Source organism: Acinetobacter sp. 1424608, from assembly GCF_000588255.1.
Lineage (GTDB): Bacteria > Pseudomonadota > Gammaproteobacteria > Pseudomonadales > Moraxellaceae > Acinetobacter > Acinetobacter nosocomialis.
In genome coordinates this window covers 1-19,185 of sequence record NZ_JFXL01000023.1, presented here as the reverse complement: position 1 = coordinate 19,185, position 19,185 = coordinate 1, and the positions used below count along the sequence as shown (strand labels likewise).

Annotated in this window: 14 protein-coding genes; 9 read left to right on the top strand and 5 right to left on the bottom strand. The window is 38.5% G+C overall.

Annotated elements, in window-relative coordinates:
* Position 1: 1 nt before the first annotated feature.
* Entirely contained in the window at positions 2-1,171 is a 1,170-nt protein-coding gene (dapC, locus tag J678_RS20445; protein WP_025466106.1) for a succinyldiaminopimelate transaminase, read from the top strand.
* Positions 1,172-1,228: 57 nt separating this feature from the next.
* On the opposite strand, the gene J678_RS20440 is transcribed toward dapC, so the two are convergent.
* The 4 genes from J678_RS20440 to msrB form a co-directional block, all read right to left on the bottom strand.
* Complete coding sequence (locus tag J678_RS20440) at positions 1,229-1,861, bottom strand: LysE family translocator (RefSeq protein WP_004709240.1); 633 nt, start codon at positions 1,859-1,861, stop codon at positions 1,229-1,231.
* Between the two features lie 64 nt (positions 1,862-1,925).
* Positions 1,926-2,771 carry an AraC family transcriptional regulator gene (locus J678_RS20435; protein WP_017392899.1) on the bottom strand — a complete coding sequence of 282 codons (846 nt, stop codon included), beginning with the start codon at positions 2,769-2,771 and terminating at the stop codon, positions 1,926-1,928.
* Positions 2,771-3,256: a glutathione peroxidase gene (locus J678_RS20430; RefSeq protein WP_017392900.1), complete on the bottom strand. Its 486-nt coding sequence runs from the start codon at positions 3,254-3,256 to the stop codon at positions 2,771-2,773. Before J678_RS20430 ends, J678_RS20435 begins: the two co-directional genes overlap by 1 nt.
* Positions 3,253-3,672 (bottom strand): peptide-methionine (R)-S-oxide reductase MsrB, encoded by a 420-nt coding sequence (msrB, locus tag J678_RS20425; RefSeq protein WP_002050224.1) that lies wholly within the window; start codon positions 3,670-3,672, stop codon positions 3,253-3,255. The genes J678_RS20430 and msrB overlap by 4 nt, the downstream gene beginning before the upstream one ends.
* Before the next feature lie 240 nt (positions 3,673-3,912).
* Here msrB and J678_RS20420 point away from each other — a divergent pair, with 240 nt between their 5' ends.
* From J678_RS20420 to J678_RS20385, 8 genes are all read left to right on the top strand, one after another.
* Positions 3,913-5,343: a pyridoxal phosphate-dependent aminotransferase gene (locus tag J678_RS20420; RefSeq protein WP_017392901.1), complete on the top strand. Its 1,431-nt coding sequence runs from the start codon at positions 3,913-3,915 to the stop codon at positions 5,341-5,343.
* A 465-nt stretch (positions 5,344-5,808) separates the two neighbouring features.
* Positions 5,809-7,116 (top strand): dicarboxylate/amino acid:cation symporter, encoded by a 1,308-nt coding sequence (locus tag J678_RS20415; protein WP_002049955.1) that lies wholly within the window; start codon positions 5,809-5,811, stop codon positions 7,114-7,116.
* Between the two features lie 683 nt (positions 7,117-7,799).
* A complete protein-coding gene (locus J678_RS20410; RefSeq protein WP_002050061.1) occupies positions 7,800-8,867 on the top strand; it encodes a type II asparaginase in 1,068 nt (355 codons plus the stop codon).
* A 200-nt stretch (positions 8,868-9,067) separates the two neighbouring features.
* On the top strand, positions 9,068-12,628 hold the full coding sequence (gene dnaE, locus J678_RS20405) for a DNA polymerase III subunit alpha (protein WP_017392902.1): 3,561 nt from the start codon (positions 9,068-9,070) through the stop codon (positions 12,626-12,628).
* 14 nt (positions 12,629-12,642) lie between these two features.
* Complete coding sequence (locus J678_RS20400; protein ID WP_017392903.1) at positions 12,643-13,482, top strand: RNA methyltransferase; 840 nt, start codon at positions 12,643-12,645, stop codon at positions 13,480-13,482.
* Positions 13,475-14,290: a serine O-acetyltransferase gene (cysE, locus tag J678_RS20395; protein WP_000917698.1), complete on the top strand. Its 816-nt coding sequence runs from the start codon at positions 13,475-13,477 to the stop codon at positions 14,288-14,290. Before J678_RS20400 ends, cysE begins: the two co-directional genes overlap by 8 nt.
* Positions 14,291-14,395: 105 nt before the next feature.
* On the top strand, positions 14,396-15,337 hold the full coding sequence (locus J678_RS20390) for an ABUW_2363 family tetratricopeptide repeat lipoprotein (RefSeq protein WP_032027476.1): 942 nt from the start codon (positions 14,396-14,398) through the stop codon (positions 15,335-15,337).
* Positions 15,338-15,454: 117 nt separating this feature from the next.
* The gene (locus J678_RS20385; RefSeq protein ID WP_031956330.1) at positions 15,455-17,461 is read left to right on the top strand and encodes an esterase/lipase family protein; all 2,007 of its coding nucleotides are present in this window, start codon (positions 15,455-15,457) and stop codon (positions 17,459-17,461) included.
* A 55-nt stretch (positions 17,462-17,516) separates the two neighbouring features.
* Here J678_RS20385 and ahpF read toward each other — a convergent pair whose 3' ends face one another.
* Positions 17,517-19,082, bottom strand: coding sequence for an alkyl hydroperoxide reductase subunit F (gene ahpF, locus J678_RS20380; RefSeq protein ID WP_017392905.1), 1,566 nt, complete (start codon positions 19,080-19,082; stop codon positions 17,517-17,519).
* Between the last annotated feature and the right edge of the window lie 103 nt (positions 19,083-19,185).

The following is a 19,185-nucleotide window of genomic DNA, read 5'->3' as shown; positions in this document are numbered from 1 at the left end:
AATGAACTCTAGCTTGTCGTTACTACATCCATATCCATTTGAAAAGTTAAACCAACTTTTTAAGGACACTACTCCTGCTAACCTTCCCTTGATTCCACTATCAATTGGTGAACCTAAGCATCCAGCACCAGAGTTTGTTAAACAGGCTATTATTGATAACTTTAATCATCTATCCACTTATCCAAACAGCAAAGGCTTACCTGAGCTTCGCCAAAGCATTGCAGATTGGTTAACTAAGCGCTTTAAACTTAATAGTATTAGTGCTGAAAACCACATTTTGCCAGTATCTGGTACACGTGAAGGGATTTTCTCTTTTGTTCAAGCTTTAATTAACCGTGAAGATGCACCATATGTGGTGATGCCAAACCCGTTTTATCAAATTTATGAAGGTGCTGCTTTACTCGCAGGTGCAAAGCCATACTTCATTAATTGCACAGAAGAAAATGGTTATTTAGGTGACTTTGACGCGGTACCAGCAGAAGTTTGGGAAAAGACAGCGCTTCTTTTTGTATGTACACCGGGTAACCCAACAGGTACTGTACTTTCTAAAGAGCAATTTAAAAAGCTGATTGCCCTATCTGATCAATATAATTTCGTTATTGCTTCTGATGAATGCTATTCAGAGCTTTGGTTTGATCAGGCCCCTACAGGTTTATTAGAAGTTTGCGCTGAACTTGGACGTGATGACTACAAAAACTGTATCGTCTTCCATTCACTTTCAAAACGTTCAAACTTACCGGGTATGCGTTCAGGTTTTGTAGCGGGTGATGCTGCTTTATTAAAGCCATATTTGCAATACCGTACCTATCACGGCGCAGCAATGCCTGTTCAGCATCAACTTGCATCAATTGCGGCATGGAATGATGAAGATCATGTTGAAGAAAACCGTAAACAATATCGTGCAAAATTTGACTTATTCCAATCTGAACTAGGCCATTTACTGCCATTACAAAAACCTGATGCTGGTTTTTACTATTGGCTAAAAGTTGATAATGATGAAATTTTTGCCAAGATGCTCATGGAAAAAGCACACATTAAAGTTCTACCGGGTCGTTATCTATCTCGTGATACCGAACAAGGTAACCCTGGAGCCAACCATGTACGTATGGCTTTAGTAGCAGATTTAGCACAATGTGAAGAAGTAGTTAAGCGTTTAAAAGCAGTTCTTTAAGTCTCTTCTTAGCAGTTGTACAGCCTTTTACTCAGGTTGTACAACTGGGCTATAACACTATTTATAGGTAATCAAAAGCACAGCAAAAATAATAAAAGCAATACTAGAACAATAGTATAAACCTGTCGCAGAGCGCTTAATTTTGTCTAAAACCCGCCCCTGAGCAAGTAATCCAATCAGCAGAATATTCCAACCAAGAACAACTCCAACCATCCATACACTCATGAGCAGTTTTTGAATTAAGCTAAACTTATATTGTATAAGCAGCATCAAGCTGCTATAAAACATAATATTTTTAGGATTTAGAAGACTAGACTGCACACCTAACATTAAACTTTTAATTTTGTTTTTCTTAAGGTTGGCTTGATCACTTAAATTATTGTCTTCAGATGAAAAAGATAAAACACTAGATCTGGCTGCCTTAAAGCAAAGAACACTCAAATAAACTAAATAAGCTGCACCAAGCCATTTCAATAATGTAAGAATGCTACTGCTCAAATCTCCAAGCAGCATAAAACCAAATAAACATGCAGCTAAAATTAAAGCATTTCCGAAAGTAATGCCCAAAACAACACCATAGGTATAACGGCGCCCTTTTTGCAAAAGACTAGTGAGAATTAAAAAGAAATCTGGACCCGGTGATAACAGTGCCAAAAAATGAGTAAATGCAATAACTAAAAAAACTTCCATAACGGCTTCATCTATAAAACAGTCTGGAAAATCTTAGAAATAGAGCTAAACAATTTCTTGTAAATTATTGCGCGGCTGCGAGCTGGAACTGCCGAGGAGTTACACCTGTATGCGCTTTGAAAGCTTTATGAAAATGGCTTTGATCACTAAAACCTAAGTTGACGGCCAGCTCTGCGAGTGAAATTCCCTGTTTAAGGAGTTCTCGAGCTTGATTAATTTTTAAATTTATTTGAAAAGCATGGGGTGTTAGACCGACATTTGCTTTAAATAACCGTATGATCGCATAACGGCTCAGACCAATCTGCTGGGCAAGTACCTCTAAAGAAATAAAATCCTCAGAAGAGGTAATTACATTAACTAAATCTAGAAAATCTCTATATAAGTACTGCGGTTTTTGTATTTCTTCTAAAATAAAATGAGGCAATAATAAATCTATAAGACAATCAAAAAGCGCCTGTTCCTTTTCAAGAATTAGCTTTTGCGTATCAAAAAGTGTCTTATTCATTTCAGTAAAAGCTTTGTATAAAGTTTCATCTTTTATAATAATCGGCTTATGCTGTGGCAGGTGCAAATCAAAACCTTGCTGTTGAAACTCTGAATATAACTGGCTTAACCAAGTCAGATCTAAATGCAACATTTGGTAACTCCAAGCCATATTTGGCTTAGGATTACAAGAATGCTCAATATGGGCGGGTACAATAACTAAAGTACCCGCGGAGATCTCTTGCGCAGTGCTAAAAGAACTTTTAAAAATACTATTGCCTTCGTCTACAGCACCAATTGAAAATGTTGGATGGCTATGAGACTTATAACATGTTCGGCTAAAACACGACCTTCGAGTTTCAACATATGGCATTCGCCGATCTTGCCAAAACTCGAAAGGTTGAGGAATAGCGTTCATTGAACCCATTAACTCGCTAATGCTTTTTCAATATCGGCTTCCAATGCCTCTGGTTTAGTTGTAGGTGCATAACGATTTAAAACTGAACCATCTTTGCCAACCAAAAACTTGGTAAAGTTCCATTTAATACTACTACTTCCCAAAATTCCTTTTGCTTCACGTGTTAAATATCTAAAAATCACATGAGCTTCAGGCCCTTTCACATCGACTTTCGCAAACATAGGGAATTTCACCCCATAATTTCGCTGGCAGAAAGCCCCGATTTCTTTATTATTTCCTGGATCTTGCCCACCAAACTGGTTGCAGGGAAAACCTAAAACTTCCAAACCTTGATCTTTATATTTTTCATAAAGTTTTTCGAGGCCCGCAAACTGTGGAGTAAAACCACATTTACTGGCAGTATTTACAATTAATAAAACTTTACCTTTGTAATCAGCAAATTGCTTAATATCACCTTCTAACAATTCAGCTTCAAACTGATAAATGTTACTCATGGATAAGTTTCCTCGTCATTTTTTTCTTGTGTTTTAAGTTGTAATGATGCCGAGTTCACACAGTAGCGTAAACCTGTCGGCTGTGGTCCATCTTCAAAAACATGCCCAAGATGGGCTTCGCAATCATGACAAACAATTTCAGTTCTGACCATACCATGTGTTAAATCTTCATGTTCATCAATAACAGTTCCATTTACTGGGCGAAAGAAGCTTGGCCAACCGCAACCGCTATCGTATTTTGCATCTGACGAGAACAATTCCGCGCCACAACAACGACAAACATAAGTACCGTGCTGCTTAGTATTCCAGTATTGCCCCGTAAAAGCTGGTTCAGTGCCCTTTTGTCGTGTTATCCGATATTCTTCTGGTGATAACTCTCTTTGCCATTCCCGGTCTGTTTTATTAACTTTTCCCATGACATGCACCTTTTATTCTGATGTAAACATAAATTGATAATCGTATTTTATATTTACGCCATTCATCAAAAAAACACTAGTCTCTGAACGTAAAATTTGTTGGAATTTAATCATCTAAGCAATAGAAAGCAAAAAGTAAGCAAATTACAAAAACAAAAGTAAGCATATTTATGCTTTATTTTCTTTCAAGGAAGCAAAGATGGTGCTATTCTTGTTTGGCACGGTTGTATAGGACAAAACATGTCTCAGAAAAAAAGTGTGCTTTTCCAGCAACTATTACCAGTTATCAAAGAGTATCAGCAATCGGGTTTTACCCATGAAAAAATTGTTGAATTACTAAAAGATCAACATGATCTAAATTTGGTAACGGTTAAAACATTTAAAAGTTATTTATACCGATATGCAAAAGTGAACCCAGCTATGTCTAAAAATACTGCTACTCTCCAATCCATGCCAACTTCTCGGGAAATTAAGAAATCATCGAAGCTTGAGCATGTTTGCTATGACATTCGCGGACCTGTATTACGAGCCGCCAATGAAATGGAAGAGCAAGGACATAAAATCATTAAGCTAAATATCGGCAACCCTGCTCCATTTGGTTTTGAAGCACCACAAGAAATTATTAATGACGTTGCTTTAAACCTACCAAATGCAATTGGCTATGTTGACTCAAAAGGTATCTTCCCTGCACGTAAAGCGATCTGCCAGTACTACCAACAAAAAGGTATCTTAAATATGCACGTTAATGACGTGTATATCGGTAACGGCGTGTCTGAACTTATTGTAATGGCTATGCAAGGTCTACTTGATGATGGCGATGAAATGCTAATTCCAATGCCGGACTATCCGCTTTGGACAGCAGCCGTTAATCTTTCGAGTGGTACTGCTATTCACTATAAATGTGATGAAGAAAATAGTTGGTATCCAGATATTGCCGATATTGAAAGTAAAATTACTTCAAATACCCGTGGTATTGTGATTATTAACCCGAACAACCCAACTGGCTCGGTATATCCACGCCACGTGCTTGAACAAATTGTGGCTCTTGCCAAGAAATACGATTTAATTTTATTTGCTGACGAAATTTACGACAAAATTGTTTATGACGGAATTGAGCACGTTTCGGTTGCCTCTTTAGCTGGCGATCAGTTATGTATTTCGTTCAATGGTTTATCAAAAGCTTATCGTATTGCTGGTTTCCGCTCAGGTTGGATGGCAATCACAGGCGATAGAAGTCGTGCGGCAGACTATATTGAAGGCTTAGATATGTTAGCTTCTATGCGTTTATGCGCAAACGTACAAGCTCAATATGCAATTCAAACTGCGCTTGGCGGCTATCAATCCATTAATGACTTAATCCGCCCGGGTGGTCGTCTATATGAACAGCGCAATATCGCATGGGAAATGTTAAATGAAATTCCTGGGGTAAGCTGTGTAAAACCAGAAGGTGCAATGTATTGTTTCCCACGACTTGATCCTAATATTTACCCAATCGAAGACGACGAAAAGCTAATGTTAGATTTACTTCGTGCCGAAAAAGTACTTTTGGTACAAGGAACGGGATTTAACTGGCCAACACCAGATCATTTCCGGGTTGTTTTCTTACCTGCAGAAAATGAATTACGCGAAGCAATTGGTCGCTTAGGTCGTTTCTTAGCAAATCGCCGTTAAAAAATGCATAATTAAAAAAGGCATCTTAATTAGATGCCTTTTTTATTTTTATACCATTTATGCAGGTAGTTAAAAACTTAACCACTTCATTTTAAGCATACTTGAAAAATAACTTAGTATGTTGATTCAAATATGTTTTTAATAAAACAAATTCATTCTAGTCTCTTCTTAAAAAGAAAATAATATTTTTTACCATTCGATTAAATTCTTATATTTTTCCTGTATTTCCCTTCTCGCTATTATGCAAAAAATGCATGAGTTGATATTTTTTTGCATTTCACACTGCTTCAAAATCGAGCAACAATCCCTTTCCATAACAACATCACCATATTCGATTCGGTTAACACTGATGCAGATTTAGGAAGATGAAATCAGTTAACGGACCGAACTGAACTTACAAGGAAAGCTTTTCAATCATCTCTAGCCCATCTAAAAGATGATTGAACCCAAAGGATAGAGGTTCATATGAAGCAAAAGAAATTGCTCAAGTATATTGTGGTTGCTATTTTATTAGGAGTATTGACAGGTTGGATCTGTCACCACTTCTTTAATGAAGGTGAGCAACTGAAGCAAATCGCTTCTTATTTCAATATCGTCACAGATATCTTTTTACGTCTCATCAAAATGATTATTGCACCACTGGTATTTGCCACAATTGTGTCTGGCATTGTATCTATGGGTAAATCAACTTCTATTGGTAGTATCACGCTTAAGTCAATGACTTGGTTTATTACTGCGTCATTTGTATCGCTTGCAATCGGTATGGGTTTAGTCAATTTTTTTCAACCCGGCGCGGCATTAAATTTAGTATTACCAACAGCTCAAGAACTCAGTAGCGCTTCTCTCCCAGCGACTACTGGCTTTACACTACAGTCATTTTTAAGCCATGTTTTTCCACGCAGTATTGCAGAAGCCATGGCGAACAATGATATTTTACAAGTGCTTGTTTTTGCTATTTTCTTTGGTTCAGCACTCGCATATGTCAATCAGGGTAAAGAAAAAGACTCCGTTATTATTCGTCTAACAGATGAACTCAGTAAAATTATGTTCCGTATTACTGATTACGTCATGAAATTTGCACCTATAGCAGTTTTTGCAGCAATTGCTTCTGCAATTACAGTACAAGGTTTAGGATTAATTGTTGACTACGGAATTTTAATTGCAGAATTCTACTTTGGGCTTTTATTACTCTGGGTTGTTTTATTCTCGGTGGGTGCAATCGTACTGAAAAAAGATATCTTCCGTTTAGGCAAGTTAATTCGTGAGCCTGTAACCCTTGCTTTTGCTACAGCTTCTAGTGAATCAGCTTATCCTAAAGTTATGGACGCCCTAAATAAGTTCGGTGTGCCTAAAAAAGTGACGAGCTTCGTTTTACCTTTAGGTTATTCATTTAATCTTGATGGTTCAATGATGTATACCACCTTTGCGGTACTCTTTATTGCTCAGGCTTACCACATTGATTTGAGCTTTACCCAGCAAATCTTAATTTTGTTAACTCTTATGGTAACAAGTAAAGGTATTGCAGGTGTTTCGAGAGCTTCTATTGTTGTAATTTCAGCAACACTCACGATGTTCCATTTGCCTGAAGCTGGCATTTTGTTATTGCTTGGAATTGACCAATTCTTAGATATGGGCCGCACCGCTACAAATGTGGTTGGTAATAGTATTGCTACCGCAGTTGTGGCAAAACTTGAAGGTGACAAAGTTGCTGATATTGAAGAGTCGCCAGAACCTGTATTAATTAAAACAACACAAGAACAAACGATCGCTTAAGTTTCTCTTTTCTCCCACTCTCCCAACTAAAGAGCAATTTTATATGACCAATAAAATTGCTCTTTTTTTATTCTAAAATTAAACAATAAAAATTTACCGACATTTTTATATTAAATAATGAACTCAATAATAGGTTTTAGTTCCTATTAAATTTCTTAATTTTAAACCTTAAAAAAAGAATAAAAACCAAACAATCAAAATTTATATTTTTAAAAATATAGATCAAATGCTTACTTTTTAATTCAATTTATTGTTTATTATTTATATTAAATAACTGAAATTATTATTGAGTTTAACTATATGAATTTTAATATTATTTATAATTTCAACTATAACAATAAAAATCAACAATATAAAATTATCATCTGGTAAATAAAACTTTAAAACCACCTATTATTTTTTATTTTTATAATAATAAAAAAGTCATTTGTAATCTTTATATAAAAAAGTGAAAAAAGAGAGATAAATTAGAAAAACTTAATAGATTTTTTATTTTTTTCATGATATTTATTAGCGCTGAATAAGAGCAATGACTAAATGATTGTTGTTGAAACAAAATGATATTCAGGGATGCTTCTTATTCAAATAAGTTGCGAATATGTTTTACATGGTATGTATTTTGCTTAGGAAAAGCAGGCGTATTCAGCAAACTTCTACTTCGTCACTTCATAAGGATATTTTCGATGTTGACTAAAACTGTTAAATCTTTCGGTTTAGCTATGGGCTTATTGGCCTGCTCTCTCCCTCTTTACGCAAAAAACAACGTTGTTGTCGTTGCTACTGGCGGTACAATCGCTGGTGCTGGTGCAAGCTCAGCAAATAGTGCAACTTACACAGCAGCAAAAGTTCCAGTTGATGCTTTAATCAATGCAGTGCCACAAATCAAAGATTTGGCAAATGTGAGTGGTATTCAAGCATTACAGGTTGCTTCTGAAAGTATTACTGACAAGGAATTATTACAAATTGCTCGTCAAGTAAACGACCTTGTTAAAAAGCCATCTGTTAATGGTGTGGTAATTACTCACGGTACAGATACTTTAGAAGAAACAGCATTTTTCTTAAATCTTGTTGTTCACACTGACAAGCCAATTGTTGTTGTTGGTTCTATGCGTCCTTCAACTGCACTTTCAGCAGATGGACCACTTAACCTTTATAGCGCAGTTGCTTTAGCAGCTTCTGATGAAGCAAAAAATAAAGGCGTAATGGTTCTCATGAACGACTCTATTTTTGCTGCACGTGATGTAACTAAAGGCATTAACATTCATACAAATGCTTTTGTTAGCCAATGGGGTGCTTTAGGTACATTAGTTGAAGGTAAACCATACTGGTTCAGACAGTCTGTTAAACGTTTTACAAATGCTTCAGAATTTAATATTGAAAATATTAAAGGTGATGCACTTCCACTCGTACAAATCGTTTACGGTTCAGACTCTATGCTTCCTGACGCTTATGAAGCATATGCAAAAGCTGGCGCTAAAGCGATTATCCATGCAGGTACAGGTAACGGTTCTGTTGCGAACTATATTGTTCCAACTTTACAAAAACTTCATGATAAAGACGGTATTCAAATTATCCGTTCATCACGTGTACCACAAGGTTTCGTATTACGTAATGCTGAACAACCTGACGATAAATATGGTTGGGTAGCTGCTCATGACTTAAACCCACAAAAAGCACGTCTTCTTGCAGCTTTAGCTCTTACTAAGACGAATGATGCTAAAGAAATTCAACGCATGTTCTGGCAGTACTAAATTTTTCAACCAGCCCAAATCAGTTTGGGCTGGTTCTTTTCTCCTGCTTCAAAAGACGCAACATCTTTGATCAATCCTCTACTTTCGTGTTCTCAACATTCTGTTTAAATACTAAAATCCATAACAGTTGCCAAAATATTAAGCATTTCGTTTGAACTTTGCGTGTTAAACTATGCTTCGGTCGCATTAAGGATTGGTTTATGCAGTTTGTTCATCTCGGTATTTACACAGAATTTTCGATTACAGAGTCGATTGTTCGCATACCCGACTTGGTCAAGGCTGCTGTAAAGGATGAAATGCCTGCGCTGGCACTTACCGACTTATCTAACCTTCATGCTGCTGTAAAGTTTTATAACTCTTGCCTCAAGAAAGGTATTAAGCCTATTTTGGGTAGCACAATCCGTCTTAATGATGCCCAGCATCGTGCAACTTTGCTTGCAATGAGCGATATCGGATGGAAAGGACTGACTGAAATTGTTTCGCGTGGCTTTATTGAAGGTCAGCAACTCAGTATTCCTTGTGTACAAAAAGAATGGGTTCTAGAGCAGCATCAAGATATTATTGTTTTACTTGGCCAACATAGTGATGTTGGGCAAATGCTTTGCTCATCTAATCCGCAAAAAGCAGAACCCTTACTTGAAGAATGGATCGAAAAGTTTGGCAATCGAGTTTATCTTGCTTTAACACGTACTGATCGTGCCGGTGAAGAAGATTTTATTCAAGAAGCTGCCAAGTTAGCAGCTAAATATAATATTGGGGTAGTTGCCCACAACGATGTGCACTTTGTTGAAAAAGAAGATTTCGAAGCACATGAAGCACGTGTATGTATTGCAGATGGTTATGTTTTAGCAGATGACCGACGTCCACGTTTGTATAGTCCTGAACAGCATTTCAAAACTTCAGATGAAATGATTGAGCTGTTTTCAGATATCCCGAGTGCTATTGAAAACACCTATCATATTGCTAAACGCTGTAATGTCAGCTTAAAACTCGGCACTTATTTCTTACCTGAGTATCCAATTCCTGATGGTTTTACCATCGACACCTATTTTGAACACTTATCAAAAGAGGGTTTGGAAGAGCGTTTAAACTATCTCTACCCAGTTGAAAAACGTGGTGAAGATTGGCCTGAAATTCGTAAGCCATATGATGAGCGAATTGATTATGAAGTCGGAATCATTCTTAAAATGGGATTCCCTGGCTACTTCCTCATCGTCATGGATTTCATTCAATGGGCCAAAAATAATGGCGTCCCTGTAGGGCCAGGCCGTGGTTCTGGTGCTGGTTCATTGGTTGCATATAGCTTAAAAATTACCGACCTTGACCCTCTTCGTTATGACTTGCTCTTTGAACGTTTCTTAAACCCAGAACGTGTATCGATGCCCGACTTTGACGTCGATTTCTGTATCGCAGGTCGTGACCGTGTTATTGACTACGTATCACGTACTTATGGACGTGAAGCAGTTTCTCAGATTGCAACTTTCGGTACCATGGCTGCAAAAGGTGCGATTCGTGACGTTGCCCGTGTCTTAGGTAAGTCTTATGGTCTAGCTGACCGTATTTCAAAAATGGTTCCAACTAAACCACTCGGTGTAGATTTAGCAACCGCTATTGAGATGGAACCTCAGCTTAAAGATATCGTTACCAACCCTTCAAATCCAGATAATGATGATGCCAGTGAAATTTGGGAAATGGCATTAAAATTAGAAGGTATTACTCGAAATACAGGTAAACATGCCGGTGGTGTTGTTATTGCGCCAGGTAAAATTACTGACTTCTCTGCAGTACTTTGTGATGCAGACGGTACGAACCGTGTAGCTCAATACGATAAAGATGACGTAGAAGCTGCAGGTCTCGTAAAATTCGACTTCTTGGGCTTACGTAACTTAACGGTTATTGAAGATGCAATTCAAAATATTAATAAAAACCGTGGCAATGACCCTTTAAACATTTCACACGTCCCTCTTGACGACCCTAAAGCTTACTCTGTCTTTGCCGATGCAAATACAACCGCGGTATTCCAGTTTGAATCCGTCGGTATGAAGCGAATGCTTAAAGAAGCACGTCCAAGTAAATTCGAAGAAATTATTGCGTTCGTGTCTTTGTATCGTCCGGGCCCGATGGACCTGATTCCTGACTTTATTCACCGTATGCATGGTGGAGATTTTGAATATCTTCATCCATTGCTGGAAGGCGTATTAGAGCCAACCTACGGGATTATGGTTTACCAAGAACAGGTAATGCAAACTGCACAGATTTGTGCGGGTTATACACTCGGTGGCGCTGACTTACTTCGCCGTGCAATGGGTAAAAAGAAACCTGAAGAAATGGTGAAACAACGCCAAATCTTCCTTGAAGGTGCTGGACAAAAAGGCATTGACGAAAGCACAGCCAACCATATCTTTGACTATATGGAAAAGTTCGCAGGCTATGGTTTCAACAAATCTCACGCAGCTGCTTATGCCCTTGTTGCATACCATACAGCATGGTTAAAAGCTCATTATCCTGCCGAATTTATGGCAGCGGTAATGTCATCGGAAATGCAGAACACTGACAGTGTCGTATTTTTGATTGATGACTGTCGAAATAACGGACTTGAGGTCTTACCTCCGTCAGTTAACATGTCAACTTATCATTTCCATGCCAGTGATGATAAAACCATCGTTTATGGTTTAGGTGCAATTAAAGGTGTTGGTGAACAGGCAATGCAGTCTGTTATTGACTCACGTCGTCAACAAGGGCCTTATACTGACCTATTCGACTTCTGCCACCGTATTGATTTGAAAAAAATCAATAAACGAACTTTAGAAGCACTTATCCGTGCTGGTGCGCTTGATTGTTTAGGTATTGAACGTTCAAGTTTAATGGCTCAATTGCCTGAAGCCGTACAAGCCGCTGAACAGGCACGTAGTAACCGTGAAAGCGGTATTATGGATTTATTTGGTGAAGTTGAAGAAGTTCAACGTAAACCAGCTAAACCTGTTAAGCCATGGAGTGATGAGGTTCGTCTTAAAGGCGAAAAAGATACACTTGGTTTGTATTTAACAGGTCACCCAATTGATGTGTACCGCCAAGAACTCAAAGCCTTTATTCCTGCAAAACTTAATGAAATTACCGCAACTCGCCGCGGTGTAACGACAGTTTATGCAGGACTCGTCCTTGACGTAGCGAATTTCCCGAACCGTGTTGTTATCGTACTTGATGACGGAACGGCACGTATTGAAGTCAGCTGTAACCACGAACGTTTCCAGCGCTTTAAAGATATTATTCAAGTTGAGCGTGTAGTTGTCTTTGAAGGCGAGATTTATGAGCGTGAAGGCTTTGATCGTCCAATGGGACGTCTGAACAAAGCATTTAGCTTAAATGAAATCAGACAAAAACGTGCCAATAGTATTCAAATCAAATTAACTAATGATTTAATGCAACCAAGTTTGGCAAAAGATCTACAAAATATCTTATTGCCTTATTGTAATGTTGATATGCATCAGCATATTGCAATACATTTACAGATTGACCAACCCTATGCTCAAGCTGAGCTTCAGCTTGGGCCGCAGTGGAAAGTCGCACCTTTAGATGAACTACTTGCCAAACTAAGAGATTACTTTGGTAAAGATAATATTCATATTGAATATCAGGTAAAATCTAAGGCAGCTAAAGCAGCAGAACCTGTTCGTCCACAACCTGTTGCCTCACCTCCTGTGGACATGACTATTGATGATGCGTTGGATTCATACCAAAGCGAAGTTTCTCAATATTCGTAATTTCTGGAAATCTTATGAGTTTGTTTGACGACACCGCCGTGTCACAACAATTAGCACAAGTGCGTATTGTCATGGTCAATACCACTTTACCAGCTAATATTGGCAGTGCTTTACGCGCAATGAAAACAATGGGCTTGAGTAAGTTAGTTCTGGTTTCACCAAAAACCTATCCACATCCAGATATTCAGGCGCTTGCTGCTGGTGCACAAGATTTATTAGAACAAGTTGAAATTGTTGAAACACTCGAAGACGCCATTAAAGACTGTCATTTAGTTTTTGGAACGAGTGCGCGAAGTCGTACTATTCCATGGCCTTTGCTTGACGTGCGCCCTGCTTCAAAAGAAGCAATTAAGGCAGCTTCACAAGGTCAACAGATTGCGATCGTTTTTGGACGTGAAGACCGCGGTTTAACCAATGAAGAATTGGCGTTAGCAAACTATCACCTTACTATTCCTGTAAACTCAAACTATGGTGTACTTAACGTTGCTCAAGCGATTCAAGTCGTATGTTATGAACTTCGCATGTCGGTATTAGAGCAAAAAGAATCAGTTTCTGATGATGGGCAAATGCCACTTGCTCAAGGTCAAAGCATGCAGTGGGATGAGCCTTTAGTCACTCAGCAGCAAATGGAAGAGTTTTATCCTCATTTGGAAAAAATGCTCACTGAAATTGAATTTTTAGATCCAGAAAATCCACGTTTATTACCTTTACGCTTGCGTCGTTTATTTGGTCGTATACAATTAGATCGTATGGAATATCATTTACTTCGCGGTATTTTTAGTCGTGTTCAAGCCCTCACAGGCGGCAAATGGAAAAAAGCATCATCGGACAAGGAGGATCAATCCAATGCTTAAACAGCTTAAAGAAGATATACAGGCTGTATTCGCGCGAGATCCTGCTGCACGAAATACACTCGAAGTACTTACCACTTACCCAGGTATACACGCTTTACTTTTGCATAGACTTGCACACGAATTGTGGAAAAAAGATTGCAAAGGTACTGCCCGTTTTGTTTCGTCATTTAGCCGTTTTGCAACCGGTATTGAAATTCATCCCGGTGCTAAAATCGGCAAACGCTTCTTTATCGATCATGGTATGGGCGTTGTGATTGGTGAAACTGCTGAAATTGGTGATGATGTAACGCTATACCACGGTGTTACTCTAGGTGGTACTACATGGAATAAAGGCAAACGCCATCCAACCTTAGAAGATGGTGTAGTTGTAGGTGCCGGTGCGAAAATATTAGGACCGTTTACAGTTGGTAAAGGTGCTAAAGTCGGTTCAAATGCAGTGGTGACAAAAGCGGTACCCGCTGGTGTAACAGCAGTTGGAAACCCTGCTCGCTATATTTATAAAGATGCCGACAAAACTAAAGATAAAGATGAAGAGCGCCGCCGTGATTATGCACAAAGTATCGGTTTTGCTCCGTATGCGACTACCGCTGATCAATCTGACCCAATTTTAGAAGGAATGCGAGTTTTACTTGACCGTATTCAACATAATGAAACGCGTATGAATAATTTGTGCCAACGCTTATCCGAACTTGACCCCACTTTCAAAAAAGAAAGCCAAGATGAACAGCCTTTTAGTGATGAAGAGCTAAAAATTCTTGAAGAAGTTCGTCGTGAATGCGGTGCACAAAACAAGACATCAAAAACGTAATATTCTTGATTCATAATGTAACACGCTTACCCTTGCATGTGGGTTTAGCTTTTCCTAGACTTAGCTGTACCAAATCTGACTTTACTAAAATGAACGGAAGATCCTATGAATTTTAAGCCATTGGCGTATTTAATCCTTGCAACTTCTAGTTTAACAGCGTGTACAATGGCACCTGTAAAAGAACAAAAAATCGAACCTTTTGTTTTCAAGGAACCAGAGCTTACTCCTCCATTTTATGCATTAAATCCATTTAATTATGATGCTCCACCTGCGTTTGAAGTTGCTTTAAAAGATGCCGCAGCACAGCCTGTAACTAAAATGGTAGTCACTCGTCAGGACGATCCAACTAAATCGCTTACATTAGATACAAATAAACTGATTGTACCTACCATCAATAATTCACAACGTTCGATGAAGTATGCAGTTTTAGCTGGCGATAATGAAATTGACGTGACTGAAATTGATGACTTCTTACAGCTTGTTGAAGGTAAAGCTCGTCACTCCCCGCCTCGCTTTACTGATCGCCAAGAACGTAAAGGTTTTGAGAGCAAACTCAAAGAAGTAACTCAGCGTTTAGATACTTTAGCCGCTAATCCAAATGCTTCATTTGATATTTTAATTCGAGCATTTAAAGCAAGTGTACTTGCTCGTAACCTTGATTTAGGTACTGCCCATACCACTAGATCTTTAGAATATGCACAAAGACTTTTAAAAATTAGCCCAGATGATCCAGAAACTAATTTCTGGTTTGGTTTTGGTTTGTCTGAAGGTGGTGGTCAACGTGAAGCTATTCCATACTTAGACAAAGCCATTAAAGGTGATGTTCAAGAAGCATATTTAGCTGCTGCAAACAACTATATTGCAATGGAACAAAAGAAAAACGCGATTCAGACTCTAAAAAATTACAAGGTTAAATATCCTGACGAAGCTGAAGTTGCAGATCGTTTGATTCAAGAAATTGAAAAACAAGGTCGTTGGAATGTATGGCAAGTTTTAACAAACCCTGCTATGGCACCAGCTACTCCAACTGCACCAGCAAAAAAATAAGAGTATAAACTTACTAAAAAGGGCTGATTTGACAGCCCTTTTTTTATATTTGATCAATTGAAAAATACTTTAAAATTTGTATGATCTGCATATTACTGATCCACATATTTGACCATAATGTTTGTTAGAAAAAGAAACTCAGCGCTCTTCACGGTCATACTCCTCGGTTCAATTCTGAGTGGATGTCAGGTGGTAAATGTTAAGCAACAAGCCCTCAACGTCACTATTGCAAACGAACGTAATAGTATTCTCACCCAAGATAAATTGAGTGAAGCAAGTCTTAACGTTTCGTCTATGTCAGGACAAGAAGCCAAAACTTGTACAGATTCCCCTGATACCTGTGTTAATCAGCTTAAAAATCTTCCACAAATTTTAGATGAACAGCTTTTATCTGCCGCGAGTGAAATGTATCTGGCAAAAGCGATGGCTTTATCAGATTCTTCCGAGTGTAAAATTAGTCGGTTCACTAAGCACAAAGCCTCTGATGAACAAAAAGCTATTCAGAACAAATATGACGATTGCTTAGACCAACAATTGAGCTTACTCGATAAGAGCATTCGTTATAGTTATGCCTACTTATTTTCAACAAAACGTCAGCCGACCGATCGTATTTTTGATAATAGGCAAGTTCAAATACGGGACTTTTATAATCAAGCCATTGCTAAAATGGTGAGTATTTATGATCTAAGATACCCTAAAAAAAATGTGGTAGAACCACAAATCCATATTGGTAAGAGTGTCTACTCAATTGACTTTGAGTTTCATAGACAGTTAACTGGTCAAAAGTTAGAAAAATTAATTTCAAGTTATAACTTAAACTTTTCTGGTTTAAAAACTATCAACCGCCGTGATGGTTTCGGTTCTGAATTTGTGGCTGTTTTCCCAAGTTCAGAAAAAGAAGATATTAATGAATACATTTTAGACCCCCTCAATTACAGCTATAAAAATGGTGTGAATCCGAATATTCACCATGCACGTTATTTAGCAGCAACTATTGTTGCCGAACCTAAAAAAGCCAAAACTGTTGAAGAAATTATTAATGATCCAGAATTTGTAATCCGGGTTTATGATCCTTATCGAACAGATAATATTAATGTCGCTGGTAAGCAATACCCTTTAGCTGCCAACTTCTCGGCTCCTTATGGTTTATGGTTAGCTGAAAATAACTTAGGTGTAGCCGCTTATTTAAGCCTGATTGATCGTGATCAGCATTTAACCATGCCGCATTTATATATGCTCGAACCTTATAATCCAAACAAAAAAATTATTGTGTTGGTACATGGTTTAGCAAGTAGCCCTGAGGCATGGATTGCTCTTACTAACGATGTGATGGGCGATACAGTTTTAAGAGATAACTATCAGGTTTGGCAAGTTTTCTACTCGACCAATATGCCAATCTTAGAAAGTCGATTCCAAATTTATGCACTATTAAAACAAGCGTTCGGTTCGTTAAACCCAAGTGATCCTGCTGCACATGATGCCGTGCTTGTGGGACATAGTATGGGAGGTATTATTAGCCGTTTACTGGTCAGTGATGGTGATATTACTCAACCAGCTTTGAAGCTAATGACTGTACGTCAACAGAACCGCTTCAAAAAACATCCTATGGTGACTGAACGATTGCAAATGCATTCAATTGCTAACTTTGATCGCGCAATTTTCTTAGCATCACCTCACAGAGGTACAGATTATGCAGATCGATGGTTTACTTTAGCTGCTCGTAAAATTATTCGTTTGCCGGGAGCTTTTTTATCTGCTGTAGCGACATCACTAACCACTGAAAACCTAGATGTTAAAGATTTCTTGAATAACATTGATAATGGTCTGATTCAAAATGGACCAAGTGACTTAAGCCATCAATCTAAGTTTATGGAACTCACTGAAAATATTAATCCACATCAAGGCTTAGTCTTCCATTCAATTATGGGTAACATTACTAAAAGCGATGATCCAAATGTCATTACCGATGGTATTGTTCCTTATAAGAGCGCTCACTTAGAAGGTGCAAAGTCTGAGAAAGTACTTCCGGGTGGACACTCTATTCAGTTAACACCTCAAGCTGTACTAGAACTACGTCGTATTTTACGAGAGCATTTAGTTGAACATGGTTTGTATAAACCATAAAAAATAAAAAAGAGCCAAAGGTGATCCTTTGGCTCTTTTGTTTTGAGACTAAATATTACTGCCCAGAACGGATGATGTAATCAAACGCAGAGAGTGATGCTTTAGCGCCTTCACCTGTGGCAATAATGATTTGTTTGTAAGGCACAGTTGTACAGTCACCTGCAGCGAATACACCTTTCACATTGGTTTCATTGCGGCCATTGACAATAATCTCGCCACGATTAGTTAACTCAACTTCACTTTCTTTCAAGAAGTCAGTGTTTGGTAATAAACCAATCTGTACAAAGATTCCTGCAAGCTCGACCACATGCTCTTCATCAGTCGCACGGTCTTTATATTTAAGACCAGTCACTTGTGAACCATCACCCAATACTTCTGTGCTTAAGGCATTCATAATTACTGTGGTGTTTGGCAAGCTATGCAATTTGTTTTGCAACACTTGGTCTGCACGAAGTTTAGTGTCAAACTCAACCAGAGTGACATGCTCAACAATACCTGCAAGGTCAATCGCCGCTTCAACACCTGAGTTACCACCACCAATCACGGCAACACGTTTACCTTTGAACAGTGGACCATCACAGTGCGGACAGTACGCTACACCACGGGTACGGTATTCAGCTTCACCCGGTACATTCATTTCTCTCCAACGTGCACCTGTAGAAAGGATCACGGTTTTCGATTCAAGTTTTGCACCGTTTTCAAGTTCAACTTCAACCAGACCATTTGCAGTTTGGTTGGCACCCGTGATTTTGCTAACACGTTGCAGATTCATGATATCAACATCATATTCACGAACATGTGCTTCCATCTCGGCAGCAAACTTAGGACCTTGAGTCTTTTGCACAGAAGTGAAGTTTTCAATATCCATGGTATCCATAACCTGACCACCGAAGCGTTCAGCTACGATACCAGTGTTAATACCTTTACGTGCTGCATAGATGGCTGCTGTTGCACCTGCAGGTCCACCGCCAATCACCAATACATCAAACGCATCTTTGGCATTGAGTGCTGCTGCGTCTTTTTCAGCAGAGTTGGTGTCAAGCTTTGCCACAATCTCTTCAAGCGTCATACGACCTTGACCGATGTGTTCATTGTCTTGGAACACCATTGGCACAGCCATGATTTTGCGTTGTTCCACTTCGTCTTGGAAGAAAGCACCATCAATCATGGTTGCTGTGGTGTTCGGGTTATAAATGGCAATCAGGTTAAGCGCCTGTACCACGTCCGGACAGTTATGACAGCTAAGTGATACGAATACATCAAAGTTAGCTTTGAGGTTTAAACCTTTAATTTGATTTAAAATCTCATCCGACACTTTAGGTGCATAGCCAGACACTTGTAACAGAGCCAAGATCAAAGATGTAAACTCATGTCCCATTGGTAAGCCTGCAAAGAACACACGAGGCTGTTCACCTGCTTTAGCCACACCAAAGCTTGGACGACGTGTATTGTTACCGTCAAAACGTGCAGTCACTTTGTCAGAAAGCTCAGCGATTTCAGTTACTAATTCTTTAATTTGGGCAGCTTTATCTGATTCATCTAAAGCAGCAACTAATTCGATTGGACTTTCTAAACGTTCTAGGTAAGCTTTTAATTGAGTTTTAATGTTTTGATCTAACATCTGTTTTTACTCCAATGCATCCAAATTCTTTCAATAGATGCATAGTACGTGAAAACAATGAATAGGTAAAACAGTATGTTTTTATGTATTTGATCGGTTTTTT

What these genes read in the sequence shown, in the direction of transcription:
- dapC (WP_025466106.1), top strand. Translation starts at nt 2, where the DNA reads ATGAACTCTAGCTTGTCGTTACTACATCCATATCCATTTGAAAAGTTA.
- J678_RS20440 (WP_004709240.1), bottom strand. Translation starts at nt 1,861, where the DNA reads ATGGAAGTTTTTTTAGTTATTGCATTTACTCATTTTTTGGCACTGTTA.
- J678_RS20435 (WP_017392899.1), bottom strand. Translation starts at nt 2,771, where the DNA reads ATGGGTTCAATGAACGCTATTCCTCAACCTTTCGAGTTTTGGCAAGAT.
- J678_RS20430 (WP_017392900.1), bottom strand. Translation starts at nt 3,256, where the DNA reads ATGAGTAACATTTATCAGTTTGAAGCTGAATTGTTAGAAGGTGATATT.
- msrB (WP_002050224.1), bottom strand. Translation starts at nt 3,672, where the DNA reads ATGGGAAAAGTTAATAAAACAGACCGGGAATGGCAAAGAGAGTTATCA.
- J678_RS20420 (WP_017392901.1), top strand. Translation starts at nt 3,913, where the DNA reads ATGTCTCAGAAAAAAAGTGTGCTTTTCCAGCAACTATTACCAGTTATC.
- J678_RS20415 (WP_002049955.1), top strand. Translation starts at nt 5,809, where the DNA reads ATGAAGCAAAAGAAATTGCTCAAGTATATTGTGGTTGCTATTTTATTA.
- J678_RS20410 (WP_002050061.1), top strand. Translation starts at nt 7,800, where the DNA reads ATGTTGACTAAAACTGTTAAATCTTTCGGTTTAGCTATGGGCTTATTG.
- dnaE (WP_017392902.1), top strand. Translation starts at nt 9,068, where the DNA reads ATGCAGTTTGTTCATCTCGGTATTTACACAGAATTTTCGATTACAGAG.
- J678_RS20400 (WP_017392903.1), top strand. Translation starts at nt 12,643, where the DNA reads ATGAGTTTGTTTGACGACACCGCCGTGTCACAACAATTAGCACAAGTG.
- cysE (WP_000917698.1), top strand. Translation starts at nt 13,475, where the DNA reads ATGCTTAAACAGCTTAAAGAAGATATACAGGCTGTATTCGCGCGAGAT.
- J678_RS20390 (WP_032027476.1), top strand. Translation starts at nt 14,396, where the DNA reads ATGAATTTTAAGCCATTGGCGTATTTAATCCTTGCAACTTCTAGTTTA.
- J678_RS20385 (WP_031956330.1), top strand. Translation starts at nt 15,455, where the DNA reads ATGTTTGTTAGAAAAAGAAACTCAGCGCTCTTCACGGTCATACTCCTC.
- ahpF (WP_017392905.1), bottom strand. Translation starts at nt 19,082, where the DNA reads ATGTTAGATCAAAACATTAAAACTCAATTAAAAGCTTACCTAGAACGT.